The organism is Gluconacetobacter dulcium, assembly GCF_014174165.1.
GTDB classification, from domain to species: domain Bacteria; phylum Pseudomonadota; class Alphaproteobacteria; order Acetobacterales; family Acetobacteraceae; genus Gluconacetobacter; species Gluconacetobacter dulcium.
The window spans coordinates 21,656-37,011 of sequence record NZ_JABEQN010000002.1 but is presented as its reverse complement, the minus strand read 5'-3'; the positions used below and the strand labels follow the sequence as shown (position 1 = coordinate 37,011).

Here is a 15,356-nt window from a genome sequence, read left to right as displayed (position 1 = left end):
CTCTCTGACCTGAACTTCCGCCCAGGAGTGGCACGCGCTCACGATGAAGATGGCCATTCTCACGTCCGAAACGGGGTCCGGTCCCTATTTTCGCCATAATCGGCGCCAAATTTCTGCCTTTCCCTCGGCGCTCCCCTCGCGGAACTCGCGCCCGTCCCGGATGAACGCCCGATGACCCGACAGAAGCAGGCCCGCCCCACCCGTCCGTCCCGGCGCGCGACGGAGCGCGCGTGCGACCTGTCGGAACGAGCACAGGGTCGGCTCGCCATCCGTGTCGCGGGCGCGGTCGGACTGGCCGGCCTGCTGGCAGCCTGCGCCACCGATCCGGGGCAACATGCCCCGGTTATGCAGGAAGCCGCGGAATACCGGGCTCACGCCAAATCCTTCTACGCCCCGCCCGGCCCGCCCGACGATCCGTGGGGCCCCTATATCATGGAAGCCTCCAAACGATTCGACGTGCCGGATACCTGGATTCGCTCGGTCATGCAGCGCGAATCCGGCGGCCAACTCTTCCGCAACGGTCAGTTCGTCACCTCGGCCCCCGGCGCGATGGGCCTGATGCAGCTCATGCCGCCGACCTATGACGAAATGAAGGGCCAGTACGGGCTGGGCGACGATCCCTTCAATCCCCGCGACAACATCATGGCCGGCACCGCCTATATCCGGCAGATGTACGATATCTACGGCTCCCCCGGCTTCCTGGCGGCCTACAATACGGGTCCCGGCCGGCTGGACGACTTCCTGCTGCACCACCGGTCGCTCCCGCGCGAAACCCGCAACTACGTCGCGGCGATCGGCCCGCAGATCGCCGGCATCACCCCCAATGTCCGCTCGCAGGCCGACCTGATGGTCGAAGCCCACGATGTCGCGCGCGGCCATGTCTATGCCGCCGCGCAGACCAGCACCGAAACCAATTCCGTCCGCGCCGCCTGGGCCCACCGCAACGATCATCAGGGCAGCAGCAACGACAGCCAGCCGATCCAGGTGGCCGAGGCTCCGGCGGAGGCCACCGCCTCCCCGGCGCCGGCCTATACGGCGTGGAAGGCCGTCGCCCCCGCCGGCCAGGGCACGTCGGCCGATGCCGTCCGCGCCGCCTGGGCCTCCCGCGCGCAGTCGGAAGCTACCGACAGCGCAACGGCCTCCGCGTCCCCGGCACCCGCACCTGTCGCCATCGCATCCGCCGCACCCGTTGCGGCCCACTCGCCCGCGCCCCAGCCCGCCTCGTCCGCCGGGCACGGTTTCCAGCTCGTCCGCCCCGCCATGGCCGAGCCTGCGCCGCTGCTGCGACGCGGCAGCCTGGCGCCGGCCCAGCGTGACTGGGCGATCCAGGTCGGCGCGTTCGGCACGGCATCGCTGGCCTCTCAGGCCACGGGTCATGCGCGCAGCCGCGCCGCCGGCGTGCTGGCCAGTGCCCGCCCGCAGGTCGCCGGCATCCACGCCCCCCACGGCATGCTCTATCGCGCCCGGCTCACCGGCCTGTCGCATGACGCTGCGGTCGAAGCGTGCCATCGCCTGTCGACGGGGTCGGACAATTGCGTCATCATTTCGCCTGACTCGCGGTCCTGATCGCACGCCTCCCGTTGAAAGGTCCGCCCATGCTCCGCTCCGCCCTCCTCCGTCGCGCCACCCGGTTGAGCATGGTGCTCCCCGTCGCCCTCACCCTGTCGGGCATCACGCTGCTGTCCTTCTCCGTAGCCAAGGCCGCGTTGCCACTGGGTAGCACGGCGCCCCTGTTCGACACTCCGGCCAGCCTGGGCGGCAAACAGTTCAATTTCTCGCTGGCCGAGGCCCTGCATAAGGGTCCGGTGGTCCTGTATTTCTATCCGGCGGCCTTCACGCGCGGCTGCACCATCGAAGCCCATGATTTCGCCGACGCGATGGACCAGTTCAAGGCACTGGGCGCCACGGTCATCGGCGTCTCGATGGACAAGATCGAAACGCTGGACCGCTTCTCGGTCAGCGAATGCCGCAGCCGTTTCCCCGTCGCTTCAGACCCGGCAGGCAAGATCGCCAGTTCCTACGATTCCAAGATGAAACTGCTGCATTACGCCAACCGCACATCCTACGTGATCGCGCCGGACGGCCATATTCTCTACGCCTACAGCGCCATGGCCCCCGAAGGCCATATCAGCGGCACCCTGGCCGCCCTGCGCGCCTGGAAAGCGGTCGGATCCACCACGCCCACGCCCCAGCACTGACGCGCTGTCGCAACCACGCCCGGCCTCCACCAGGCCCCATTGTCCATCAGCTTCTCAGGGAACGGATTTCGCCGTTCCCATGACGGCCAGACACCGATCCCGCACCACGCGCAACCCGTCGTCACGCACCTTCCGCAGGGCGGCACGGCTACGCCGGATATACCCTTTCAGGTCTGGCACTTCATCATGCATGAATGGGTGGGCGCACACCCGCGCCGGGTCCAATGCAGGCGTCGCCGGGTCCAGCAGCGGCAGAACAAGGCGCGGCTTCTGCGGCAACGCCAGGGCAAGCGCCGCCGAGACCGCAGCCCCGCTATCCGCATCCAGCCCCGGCCCCATCGCCGGCACCAGCGCCAGCCACGCGGGGTCCGCCGCCGCGATCCCGTCAGTCACGGTATCGAACGTATCGGCGTCGTCCAACGCGCCCAATGCCTGCGCCGCACCATCGGCCCGGATCGCGGCAGCCACGCTGGCAGGCGTCGGCGCGCCCGAAGCCGCCGGTTGAGCCGCCCAGGCAGGCGACCGGGCGAGCAAAGCCGACAGAACAAGACAAGGGAGCAATCCGGATTTCGTCATCACATGATCATGAGCGAAGCCAGACGCTTTGAAAAGCCGGCGTTCGCGCCCTCACCGGCCCACTCCCTCCGGGTCCAGCACACGGATAACGGCCCGCGTATCCCGCCCCACCTGACGCATGCGGTCGGCAACAAGCCGCGTCATCGCCGGCTGCTCCGCCACGACATCGGCAGCCGGAAAAGTCCTGACCAGTTGCGCATCAAGCTCATCCGCCACAGCGGCGGATTGCGCCGACACGATCTCCCGCACCGACGACGTCCCCAACCGCTCCAACGATCCGTCATCGGACGTATCACGCAACGCCGCCAGCAGCGGATCATCCATGTCATGCGCCCGATAGGCCGCCGACATCCGACGATATTGATAAGTCTCCAGCACGATATGCCGATTGGTCACACGGCTCACCGCGGCAACCTGCGGGCCATGTATCCCCAGCATATCCAGCGCCCCGATTCCGACCATCGTCAGCGCCCCGACACCGGGCAGCACGCGCGCATGATAAGGCTGCGCCAGATCCTGCACGTAATGAATCGCCCAGCCGGCAAACCGCCAGCCCCAGTAAGGATGCCCCTGCGCAAACGCAAAGCGCGACAGCGTCATGAACAGATGAATCCGCGCTTCGGGATAGGTGCGCTGAAGATACCCAGCCGCCCGATAGACAAGGCCGCTCTCGTGGTAGAACCCCATATGGAACGGCGCCTGCGTGCCATATGCCAAATGCGGATTCCCAAACGGCTGCGCGCCATAACCGTAGCGTCCACCCTGCGCCGAGCCACTATCCGCCCACAACCCGATATCCAACCCAAGATCTGGCTCATTCGTCGCGGTCGCCACCACATCGGCCACCCGCAAGACATCTCCTTCCCTCACCCGTTCCAGAGAACCAGCCTCCGTATCCTCCAGACTTTTCAGGACGCTCGCGGAAGACCAAGGCAACACACGCTCCGCCGGCACCCCGACACCCGGCGGCCGCTGGACATAAAGATCCAGCATCATCCCCTCATTCACCCGGATCGCCTGTACAAATCCGGTCCTGAGCGACGCGGCATCCTTCCCCACCGCCGATGTTCCCCCAAACCGCAGAGCATCCGGACGCGGCGCATAAAATGGCAGATGCGCCCGCGCCCAAATCTCCTCCCCCTCCAGCGCAGCCGGCAAGCGATCGGACACATCGCCCAGAAACGAACCCAGCGTCTCCGCGGTGACCACACGCTCGGCCATGCCCGGCATCACTGCCACGGCCTGCCAAGTACAAAGTGGATGGTTACTCCACCCCAGCGCCGCCGATGGCAGAACAACAACAAGAATACCCAATATTCCGCCGCGCCTTACCCAGGAACTTACCCGGCGGTTCATCAGGGATGCGGCACCAGCCAGCATGGTTCATCCTTCGGCAAGAAAAGCCGGGCCAAAGCGGATCATCCTCGCCCACCCGATCGCCACAGGATAACGCGCACATGCCGCCCCGTCGTCACGCCCGCGTCCCCATCATCAAACATTCAAGAACACACCAGAGAGGCGAGCAAAAAAGCAGTCGCCTTTTCGTATCGGATTGCGACGACGCCTATATCGCTTCGCCGCACGCTCGCTGGGCAGGCCGACTTTTCCTATAGCCTGTCAGCATGAAATCCCATCAGGACGATTCCGGATCGCAATCGCCTTCTTTTCAGAACGCCTCAGGCTACGGGTAACGAAACCGTGTTCGCCTCATGGCGGAAAACTGCGCCGTCCCAGGGTTCAAAAATCATACCCAGAACGTTCCGTTACCAGGGCCAAAGAGGGCGTCCCGCCGGAAATGTGACATTTTACCCCATGACTCTGACGGTGTTTCCGTTGGCAGATACCCGCACCGTCATCACCCTGTGGGTCCGGGAGAGGAGTATTTTTCATGACATCCAATGGCCTGCCGCGCGGCATCGACCATGTCGGCATGACCGTGCCCGATCTCGAAGCCGCCTCGACGTTCTTCGTGAATGCGTTCGGCGCTGTTCCGCTCTATGACAATCTCAAGCGCACGCAGCCACCGTTTTCCGGTCCGGATACTGAAAAGACCCTGGGCCTGGTCAAGGGCACGCAGGTCGTGGCGATGCGCATGATGCGTCTGGGCAATGGCGCGAGCCTGGAATTGTTCGAGATGCAGGCGCCGGAACAGGCAAAGCCAGCACGGGCGAGCGATCTGGGCCTGCAACATTTCGCCGTCTATGTTGACGACATCCAGGCCGGAGCCAAACGGTTCACGGATGCAGGTGGCGTGCTGCTGACGGAACCGGGCAAACAACTCGGGATTGAAGAAGGAAAAGGAAATTTTTTCTGCTACGGACGCACGCCATGGGGCATGACGATCGAACTCCTCTGCACACCGGATCGCAGCGGCTTCGACACGATCGAACCGCAACCCCGCTACATACCGCCACCGCGCTGAACAAGACGTTCCTGACAGGCTCCGCGCACATTCGATCAGACGCTCAGATCATCCCCTCACTCTGCGCGGAGTCCACCACCACCAGCGCATCCCCCGCAATCGGCGAAGGCGTGCGATCTCGCGGCAGCAAGGCCCGAAAGCGGCCATCATAACTGGCCGCCTGTTCATATTGCACGTCCAGCAGTCCATGCCGATCCATAAAACGGTTCAGCGCCGCCGGAATGCGCACGCACCCTTCCGAAGCCGGATGCCCCAACCGCGCCTCCAGAAAATCCGGGTCGGTCGCATGAATTTCCAGCCTGATCTGCCCCTGCTCCCGGTCAGCCCGCCAGCCCTTCACCGCCCATTGCCAGCCCATATCCCACACCCGCATGCCGCGCGCACCCAATCCGCGGATACCATGCTCGTTGCGCGTTCCCTCGGCACGATAGCCCAGCCGATCAGGCGAATTGATGAACACCCCGGTCGGCGTCAGGTAATAATATTTACGCCCCGCCTGCCCGGTCGAAACCCGGGTTCCTCCCAATACCACCCACGCATCATCATCCGGTAGCGCAAGCACAAAGCAGACCCGCTGCACACGCGGATTACGATCCACCACCATCAGCACCTGCGCCCGGTCGATCGTCATTTTGTCCCGCGCCAGTTGCGCCCGTGCCATCGCAACCCATCGGTCGGCATCCCTGGCCGATACCGTCTGAAAATGCGGAATCTCGCGCCGCATGGCCATAAGCAGATGCTGCGCCTCGGCCCTGGCGGCCTCGTCATCCAGCGCCGGCAGGGGCGGAATATCAAGCGCGGGAGCAACCTGCTCCGCTGGCGCGCCCGTCGGCGCGGGCGCGGCCGGAGGCACCACCGCCTCGGGAAGCAGCGGCATCGGGTCGGCCAACGCGGCCCCGGTCGCGAACAGGAGGAAAAACACCGCCAGGAAACCGGCCCCTGAACCCGCCACCGGAAAATCTGTCCGCATGCTTCCCCTCTTCGCCGTGGGCTGCCAGCGGCATCGTACGAGTGTTCCCGCCCCGCCAACACCACCCACCCGCGATCCTGACGCTTGAAAAGCCCCGACGTTCCCCGACCCGAGACCGGAGAATAGCGGTTTTATCCGCAGTGTTGCTCAATCCTCACGGATCATATCATGCGCCATCCTCATTTCTGGCATGCAGCCCTTCTTACCCTGCCCTCAACGAAGCAGCCGGCGGATTGGCCGCAGCCCTGGCCGACTGCCCAAGCACGGTCAGCAGCGCGATCAACCCCGCCCCACCGGCCGCGATCGCGAAAGGCCATGGTGTCAGCGCAATCCGCTGATCGAACCCCGACAGCCACCGGCTCATGAACACCCACGCGACCGGCCAGGCGATCACGTTCGCAATAAAGACCGGCCGCAGAAACTGGCCCACCAGCAAGGTCAGGACCTGCCGACGATCCGCTCCCAGCACCTTGCGCACCCCGATCTCATGCCGGCGACGCGACACGTTGAACGACGACAGGCCGAACAGTCCCAGACAGGCGATGCCGATCGCCACAGCGGAACCGATGCCGAACAACACACCGTAATTCTGGTCGCTGCGAAAATCGTCGGCGAATATATCGTTCACCCCCTGAGCCGAGAACGGGACATCCGGCGCAATGCTCGCCCACGCCGACCGCAGACGCGCCATTTCCTCGGCCTGTGACGCCCCCTCGTAACGGATGATCGCAGCAGCCTCGCCAAACGACCCCGAACGGCCGTAATACAGCAGCGGACGCATCGGCTCATGCGCGCCACCAAACCGGATGTCGTCGATCACCCCGATGATGCGATAGGTTCGCCCACCCCAATCCTCTCGCAATTCCTGCCCCACCGCCGCCTCCGGCGACGCAAAGCCGAACCGTTCCGCCGTCAGGCGCGAAATGACGATGCTGCTCCCCGCCCCTTCCTGCTCCCGCCCAGCGTGATAATCACTGCCCTGATGGACGTCGAACAGGCGCCCCGCGACCAGCCTCGCCCCGATCGCCTCGAAATATCCCGGCGTGGCGCAACCCCACCAGACAGGGAGCAGACTGCCGCCGCCCGGACGACGATAATCGTCACTGTCATCGGTGTGGTGAGGATACATGTCCGATCGCGTGGCGATCCGCACCCCCGGCACCTCGCCCAGCCGGCGCACGATCTCCTCCTGCCGCGCCGTCAGGCTGGCATCCGCCAGCGCATCGACGACGATCACACCTTCCTTGCTGATTCCGCGATCGAGCACGCGAACGAACGCCGCCTGGTCGGTCATCACGATCGTGCAGACCGCCAGCACGATGGCAAATCCGAATTGCAGCACCACCAGCACGCTGCGCAACATGCTCTCGATCCGTCCGCCCGCCGGCATCCGGCTGGCCGCCAGCACCGCCGCCGGACGGAACGACGACAGCACCAGAGCGGGATAGATCCCGGCAACGATCCCCACGACCAGCACGATCAATACCGATACCGGCAACACGAAGCGCCAGTCGAAACCGACAGTCCACCCGCCCAGCATGTTGACCCAGCGCAGCGAGAGTTCCGTCAGCGCCAGCCCCACCAGCACCGACACCCCGACCAGCATGATCGCGTCACCCATGAAGCGCGCGATCAGCGCCGCGCGGGTCGCCCCCAGCACCTTGCGCATCGCCACCTCACGCGCCCGCAGCCCCGACCGCGCGGTGGCCAGATTGACGTAATTCACGATCGCGGTCGCCAGCGCCGCCAGCCCGACCAGTCCGAGGATATCGATCAACCTGCGGCTGGCCCCACCCTCCCCGATCGACGCATTATGAAAATGCACCGCGCGCAGCGGTACCAACGTCAACCCGCCATCGCCATAGGTGAAACGGATCAGGCTTTCCTTCCAGTTTCCGGGGTGCCGATACGGGTATCGGCGCAATCCGGCGGCAATCCGCGGCACCGCCGCAGGATCGTCAATTCTGACCCATATATGCCCCCACTGGCTTCCCCAATTGCGAAATGGCCATTTATCCATCCAGGAACTCGGAAAAACGGCGATGATCCTGAAATCGCTGGTGGCATTGGGCGGCGTGTCGGCCACGATGGCCGACACCACACTCTCGTCATGACTATTGTCGATCCGCATCCGGCGACCGATCGCATGGACGGTGCCGAAATATTTCCGCGCCATCGTGGCCGACAGCACCACCTTGCCGGGCCCATCGAGCGCGGTCGCCTTGTTCCCTTCCAGAACAGGCAGATCGAAGACCGAGAAAAAATTCCGGTCGGTCAATGTCACCGCATCGCGTCCCAGCACGTCCCCGGCCCGCACGGGCACGTGACTTTCGAAAACGCGAACCGCCTGGCTGATTTCCGGAAAATCCTGCTCCATGAAAGGAACGGGCACGAAACTGATATAACTCGATTCATAAGGCGCCCGCCCGGCCGGGCGAAAAACATCATCGACCTGATAGATACGCGACGCACCGGGCAGATAGCTGTCATACCCGTATTCGTACCGCACGATCAGCATCATCGTCAGAAAGACGGCAACACCCAGCCCCAGTCCCAGCAGGTTGATCGCCCCATAGCCCCCATGCCGGGGCAGAATTCTGAAACCCGACGCAAACATCACTTGCTCTCCCCTGTCGGCCCGGAGGACCAGCCCACCCGGTCGAGCGCGGCAATCGGTGTCTGAAGCGGCTCCCACCCGCGCGTCCGCGCACGATGCAATGCGGCCCCGCTGTCGTAATGCTGGACACCGGGCAACAGGTCGCGGGCCTGCAACCGCCCGATCGCGGCCAGCAGCTTCGCTTCGGCCACAATCGTGTCATGGCGACTGGTCGCCAGATCCACCTGCGCGGCCCGCAGATTCTGGTCGGCATACAGCACGTCGGTCGTGCTGCGCAGCCCATAGCCATATTCGACCTGATAGCCCTTCAGCGTCGTTTCGCCCGACCGCACCTCGGCGGTGCCGGCCTGGATCGCCTGCAAGCCGTTCTCCACCGCCCGCCAACTGGTCACCACATCCTGCAACGCCACCCGCCGGGCCTGCTCCAGATTCTGCCGCGCCTGCTCGTCCTTGTCGCGCGCCTGCCGGATCTGCGCATTATAAAGGTCGCCATTATAAAGCGGCTGCACCAGCGACACGGTACCACTGACCTGCTCCGAATATTCATGCCCCCGAAACGGCGCCGCCGGCCCCACGGTCCCCAACAGCCCCTGCACCTGGATCTGCGGCCCCCATTGCGACCGCGCGGTATCGATATCCGCCTCGGTCGCCGACTTCATCTCGCGCGTCTGCGCCAGTTGCGGATTGGCGGCGATAGCCTCCCTGACGGCCTGCTCGATCGAAGGCGGCAGGCCCGGCAACCCCTCCGGCATGGTCAATTGCGCCGGCATGACGCCGATAACGGCGCGGAAATTCGCCTCCGACGCCGCCAGCGTCGCCCGTGCCTGCGTCAGCGCCACTTCGGCGGACCGGCGGCGCGTCTCGGCCTGCTCCACATCGGTGCGCGTCACCTGCTCGCCCGGCGCGCCCCCCAGATTATAGCGCGAGGTGATCAACCGCACCTGCCGCACCAGCATCTCCAGGTCGGCCACACGCACGTCCAGCACGTACCGATCGCGCAACACATCCATGTAGGCACTGATCGCGGCGGTGAAGACCTGCGATTCCGTCAGGCGCAGATTTTCACCCTCGGCCCGAGACCGCGCATCCGCCGCCCGCACCTGGTTGGCGACATGGCCGAAGGAATACAGCGTCTGCTTGGCCGACACATAACCTTCGGCGTAATTCGACGTGAAGGTGCCCAGCGCGAAGGCGCTGGTATAAGGCCCCTGCTGATAGTTCGCATCCATGTTGACCGACACGGTCGGCCGCCATCCGCTGCGCGCCTGCGCCGAATTCTCGGTCACGGCCCGCTGGTTCGCCTGCTCGCCCAGCAATGTCGGATTGCCGCGATAGGCCAACCCGAGCGATTCCTGGAGCGTCTGCGCGGCGGCGGGCGACATGGCGGCCAGCGAAAGACCGAACGCCACGACAAGCCCGGCCGAAAATCCGCGCCGATGCACGCGCACGGCCCGCGGGGTGGCGTCCCCCAGATCAGATTTCCGATCAGGCTCCAGATAGACACGCATGGCGATCACTCCGCCCGCAAGGCCCGCGCCGGTTCGGCACGCGCCAGATGAAAGGTCTGTCCAAGGACGGTGAAAATGGCGATGGCGAACGCCCCGGCCACCGCGATCACGAAATGGGCCGGCGTCAGCGCGATCCGTTCGTCGAATCCCGCCAGCCATTGCCGCATCAGCACCCACGCCACGGGGCAGGCCAGCAGGCACGCCACCGCCACCGGCCGCAGGAAATCGCCCAGCAGCAGCGTCACGATCTGTCGCCCGGACGCCCCCAGCGCCTTGCGGATGCCGATCTCATGCACCCGCCGCGCGGCCGCGAACGCCGCCAGCCCATACAACCCCATGCAGGCGATCAGCAGCGCCGCCACCGCACCCAGCGTAAAGATCCGCCCCCGCCGCTCGTCGCCGCTGTAATAGGTCGCCATCCGCGCATCGACGGCCGAAAACTCGCCCGGCACATCCGGCAGAACCGCCGTCCATGCCCGGTTCAGCCGCCGCACCATGTCGGCCGCCGCCACACCCTGGAACCGGACGGCAGGAATGGGCTCGGTCAGCGGACGCCGCGCAAGCGCGTTGAAGAACATGATCTCGGGATAGATCGCCTGGCGCGGCGATTCGAAGCGCACATCGTCGATCACGCCGACGATCCGGGCCGTCGTCCCGCCGGTCCCGATTATCTTGCCGATCGCCTCGGCGGGCGACGCGAACCCGAAGCGCCCAACCGCCATCCGGTTCAGGACGGCACTGGCCGTATGGGTCGCCATGTCCTCACGCGCCGGCAAGTCGTCCATGCCCCGGGACGCATCGAACCAGCGCCCGGCCAGCAGGCGCGGCCGATACACCTCGAAATAGCGTGTCGTCACGAAATCCTGGAGCAGATGCACGCGCACCGGCCCGGCCGGCCCGTCATAAGTGAAGATCGACCGGGTCTTGTTGTCGGGGCTCGGCGCCAGTTCGCCGAAACTCGCCGCCGCCACGCCGGGCACCGCACGCAACGCATCCAGCATCCTGCGCTGGGCGGCCAGGTCCTTGCCCGGCATCGCGGAGCCGATCAGCAACCCGGACCGCACATAGCCCGGATCGGCCGTCCGCATGAAATCCGTCTGGTGATTGATCACCAGCATGCAGATCACGATCGTGACCGCAATGCCGAACTGCCCGGCCACCAGCGCATCGCGCAGCCGCGCCGCCCCCCGCCCGCCCGACGGCATCCGCGCGGCGGCCAGCACGGCGGCCGGCCGATAGCCGGACAGCACCATGGACGGATAAAGCCCGCTGGCGAAACCGCAGAGAACGACGATCGGCGGCAGCAGCATCCCGACCAGCCCATAGCGGAGGGCAAGCGCCTCTCCCGTCAGGCTCGCCACCTCGGGCACCAGGATTTCGCACAGGACAAGGCCCAGCCCACCGGCAATGACGGCCACACACATCGCCTCGCCCATGAACTGGACGAACAGCACCCGCCGCGACGCCCCCAGCGTCTTGCGGATCGCCACCTCACGGGCACGCAGCCCGGCCCGCGCGGTGGCCAGGTTGACCGCATTGGCACAGGCCAGAGCCAGCGCCAGCAGCCCTATCAGCCCGATACTGTCGATAACCGTCCGATCCACCCCGTCATCGGCATACAGAACGTGGAAATCGCTGAAACGCGCGCCCTGCAACGGTGCCAGCGACAGCGCGTACACCGTCTCCGGATGCCCACCCAGCGCATTGGCGTCGCTCTCCGCCCCCGCGGCATGGCGCACGACGAAATCACGCATCCGCCCGTTCACGGCAGCGATGTCGCCCGGCCGACGCAGCTTCAGATAGATCGAGCCGCAATCGCTCCCCCAGGACACGAAGCAGGACGCATTCATATCCGTCGCGGCGAACGGCACCAGCATCTCGATATCCGAGAGAAAATCCGGCGCCGTCCGGCGCGCCAGCACGCCGGTCACGGTATGGTTCACTGTCACCCCATTGCTGCTCACGACCGGCACCGTGCGTCCCATCACATCCGTCGTGCCGAACAGCCGGATCGCGGCGCGGTCCGAAAGCACCAGCCCCTCCGGCCGCGCCAGGGCGTCGTCCGAACGCCCATGCAGCAGCGTCAACCCGAAGACGCGAAAGAACGAAGGATCGGTCACGCGCGATACAAACGACGTGAAACGTCCGTCCCGCACCGTATTCAGCGCGGCCTCCCGCAATCGCGCCGCCGCCTCGATTTCCGGAACATCCTGTTCCAGAAAAGGCAGGGCATGAAACGTGACGGACGCGTACTCCCCCGACGCGACACCGGGCAAAGACCAATGGGTATCGACGCGCGCCAGCCGGTCCACATCGCGCAACCCGGCATTGAAATCATATTCGTAATGCACCAGCAGGCTCAGCGTCAGAAACACGCCGATCCCCAGCGCAAGCCCGAACATATTGAGCCCGACATATAGCGGATGCCGCCGCGCCTGGCGCGCGACGCTTCTCAGAATGGTAGCAAGCACGCGATGCCTCCTCAGCCCGCATCAGGGCAAAAGGCCACGCTCCCCGCCACGGCGGAAAGCACGACTGGAATAAGAGCGGATGTCGTCATGTCGGTTACTGCGCCCGCAGCGCCCGCGCGGGCTCGGCGCGCGCGACACGGAGCGTCTGTCCCAGCACCGTCAGCGTGGCGATCAGAAACGCCCCCGCGATGGCAATCAGGAAATGCAGCGGGCTGAGCGGCACGCGCTGGTCGAAGCCCGACAGCCACGACCGCATCAGAACCCACGCCACCGGGCACGCCAGCACGCAGGCCAGCGCCACCGGCCGCAGGAAATCGCGCAGCAGCAGAGCGGCGATCTGCCCGCCCGAAGCCCCCAGAGCCTTGCGGATGCCGATCTCATGCACCCGCCGGATCGCCGAAAAGGCCGCCAGACTATACAGCCCCATACAGGCGATCAGCAGCGCCACCACCGCGCCGAGGGTAAAGAGATGCCCCCGCCGTTCGTCACCCGTGAAATACATCTCCATCCGCTCGTCGGCGGGCTGGAAAGAGCTGGCCAGTTCCGGCCGGACCGAAGCCCATGCCCGGTCCAGCCGCTGCGCCATCACGGCGCGCGTGACACCCTGGAAACGAACGGCCGGAATGGGGTCCACGAACGGCACCCTGGCCAGCGTGTCGAAGAAGATGATCTCAGGCGAAACCGGGTCGCGCGGCGAGACGAAGCGCATGTCGTCCACCACGCCGATGATCCGCGCCTTCAGCCCATCGTTCGTGAGAACCTGCCCGATCGCCATCCCGGGCGTGGCGAAACCCAGCGTCGCAATCGTCTTGGCATTGACCACGACATTGAAACTGCCCGTTCCATCGCGCAGATTATCGGCATCCGGCCCCTCGTCCTGCCCACGCGCGGGGTCGAACCAGCGCCCCGCCAGCAGGCGCGGACGATAGACCTCGAAATAACCCGGCCCGACCCGGTCGAACAATATCTGGATGTCGACCGGCCCGTTCGGCCCGGCATATTTATAGGCCGAGCGGGACATGGAATGCGGCCTCGGCTCCAGTTCCCCGAACCCGATCGCCGCGACACCGGGCACCGAGCGCAATGCGTCCAGCATCCTGCGTTCCTGGGCTGCGTCGTTGCCGCGCAGCGGCTGGCCGATCAGCAGGCCGGATTTGACATAACCCCGGTCCGCGTCGCGCATGAACGCGGTCTGCCGGTCGATCACCAGCGTGCAGATCACGATGGCGACCGCAATGGCGAACTGCCCGGCGACCAGGATATTGCGTAACCGCGCGGCCCCCCGCCCGCCCGAGGGCATGCGTGCCGCCGCCAGCACCGCCGCCGGGCGATAGCCGGACAGAACAGTGGCCGGATGAAACCCGCTGGCCAGGCCCGTCAGCACGACGACCACCGGCAGGGCCGCCAGCACGAACCCATATGAAACGGTCACGGCCTCGCCCGTCAGGCTCGCGATCTCGGGGGTCAGGATCTCGCACAACACCAGCCCCACGATCCCGGCAAGGGCGGTCACGAACAACGCCTCGCCCATGAACTGCGCGAACAGCAGGCGCCGGGTCGCGCCAAGCGTCTTCCGCACGGCAACCTCCCGCGCACGCAGCCCGGCGCGCGCGGTCGCCAGGTTCACGGTGTTGGCGCAGCCCAGCACCAGGGCCAGAAACCCGATCAGCCCGATCGCATTGACGACGTTCCGATCCACGCCATCCTCGGCGTCGTCCACGCCGGCATCGTGAAAATGCGCCTCGCGCAGCGGCACGACCACGATTTCATAGATTTTTTCAGGGTGCGGGCCGATGGCGACATGGTCACCCGCCGCCCCCGAAGCATTGCGTATGACGAAATCGCGCATCCGCGCACGGATGGCGCCGATATCCTCCGGCTTTTTCAGGCGCAGGAAAACCTCGCCGCAGGACGAACTCCAATGCAGGAAGCATGACCGCGTCCGGGCTTCCTCGGGCGGAATGGGCACGACCATCTCGGCATTCGCCAGCAGGTTAGGTCCGGTTACGGACATCATGATTCCGGTCACGACATGGACCGATCGCGTCCCCGACCGGTTGAGCTCCATGCGCCGCCCCAGCACGTCGAGCGTGCCGAACGCCTTCATCGCGGCCTTTTCGGACAGCACCAGCCCATCCGGCTGCGACAGCGCATCGTCCGCGACCCCGCGCGACAGGCCGATTCCGAAAACCCGAAAGAATGACGAATCCGTTTCGTATCCGTTGAATGCCGTAAATTGCCCGCCTTGCCCGGTCCGGAACGTCGTCTCCAGCAAAGGCACCGCATCCTCGATTTCCGGAAAATCCCGGCGCAGGAACGGCAGGGCATGAAAGGTCGCGTCCGCTTCCTCCATCGGTGCGACGCCGGCCTCGGTCCATCGTTCGTCCAGCCGCACCAGCCGCTCGGCATCCGGCAGGCCGGCATTGAAGCTGTATTCATACCGCACCAGCAACGCCAGGCTCAGGAAAACGCCAATCCCCAGCGCCAGCCCCAGAAGATCGAGCCCGACATAAACCGGGTGCCGCCGCGCCTGCCGCAGGACACCGCGCACGATGGTCATCAGCATCGCCGACACTCCCCTGATCCCGACGGAG

The 15,356-nt window shown here is 65.6% G+C and carries 10 protein-coding genes; 3 read left to right on the top strand and 7 right to left on the bottom strand.

Annotated features, from left to right (window positions below; translation table 11 throughout):
- Positions 1-171: 171 nt before the first annotated feature.
- Positions 172-1,566, top strand: coding sequence for a lytic transglycosylase domain-containing protein (locus HLH25_RS01820; RefSeq protein WP_182972453.1), 1,395 nt, complete (start codon positions 172-174; stop codon positions 1,564-1,566).
- Between the two features lie 71 nt (positions 1,567-1,637).
- Positions 1,638-2,198 (top strand): peroxiredoxin, encoded by a 561-nt coding sequence (locus tag HLH25_RS01815; protein ID WP_246401042.1) that lies wholly within the window; start codon positions 1,638-1,640, stop codon positions 2,196-2,198.
- Between the two features lie 54 nt (positions 2,199-2,252).
- On the opposite strand, the gene HLH25_RS01810 is transcribed toward HLH25_RS01815, so the two are convergent.
- Together HLH25_RS01810 and HLH25_RS01805 are read right to left on the bottom strand one after the other, a co-directional pair.
- Entirely contained in the window at positions 2,253-2,774 is a 522-nt protein-coding gene (locus tag HLH25_RS01810; protein ID WP_114727736.1) for a hypothetical protein, read from the bottom strand.
- 51 nt (positions 2,775-2,825) lie between these two features.
- Positions 2,826-4,154 carry a hypothetical protein gene (locus HLH25_RS01805; RefSeq protein WP_182972451.1) on the bottom strand — a complete coding sequence of 443 codons (1,329 nt, stop codon included), beginning with the start codon at positions 4,152-4,154 and terminating at the stop codon, positions 2,826-2,828.
- Between the two features lie 508 nt (positions 4,155-4,662).
- Between HLH25_RS01805 and HLH25_RS01800 the strand changes: the two genes are divergently transcribed.
- On the top strand, positions 4,663-5,196 hold the full coding sequence (locus HLH25_RS01800; RefSeq protein WP_182972450.1) for a VOC family protein: 534 nt from the start codon (positions 4,663-4,665) through the stop codon (positions 5,194-5,196).
- 43 nt (positions 5,197-5,239) lie between these two features.
- On the opposite strand, the gene HLH25_RS01795 is transcribed toward HLH25_RS01800, so the two are convergent.
- From HLH25_RS01795 to HLH25_RS01775, 5 genes are all read right to left on the bottom strand, one after another.
- The gene (locus HLH25_RS01795; protein WP_182972449.1) at positions 5,240-6,166 is read right to left on the bottom strand and encodes a L,D-transpeptidase; all 927 of its coding nucleotides are present in this window, start codon (positions 6,164-6,166) and stop codon (positions 5,240-5,242) included.
- 202 nt (positions 6,167-6,368) lie between these two features.
- Complete coding sequence (locus HLH25_RS01790) at positions 6,369-8,783, bottom strand: ABC transporter permease (RefSeq protein WP_182972448.1); 2,415 nt, start codon at positions 8,781-8,783, stop codon at positions 6,369-6,371.
- Positions 8,783-10,291, bottom strand: coding sequence for a TolC family outer membrane protein (locus HLH25_RS01785; RefSeq protein ID WP_246400979.1), 1,509 nt, complete (start codon positions 10,289-10,291; stop codon positions 8,783-8,785). The genes HLH25_RS01790 and HLH25_RS01785 overlap by 1 nt, the downstream gene beginning before the upstream one ends.
- Positions 10,292-10,296: 5 nt before the next feature.
- On the bottom strand, positions 10,297-12,762 hold the full coding sequence (locus HLH25_RS01780; RefSeq protein WP_182972447.1) for an ABC transporter permease: 2,466 nt from the start codon (positions 12,760-12,762) through the stop codon (positions 10,297-10,299).
- Between the two features lie 94 nt (positions 12,763-12,856).
- A complete protein-coding gene (locus HLH25_RS01775; RefSeq protein ID WP_182972446.1) occupies positions 12,857-15,328 on the bottom strand; it encodes an ABC transporter permease in 2,472 nt (823 codons plus the stop codon).
- Positions 15,329-15,356: the final 28 nt, after the last annotated feature.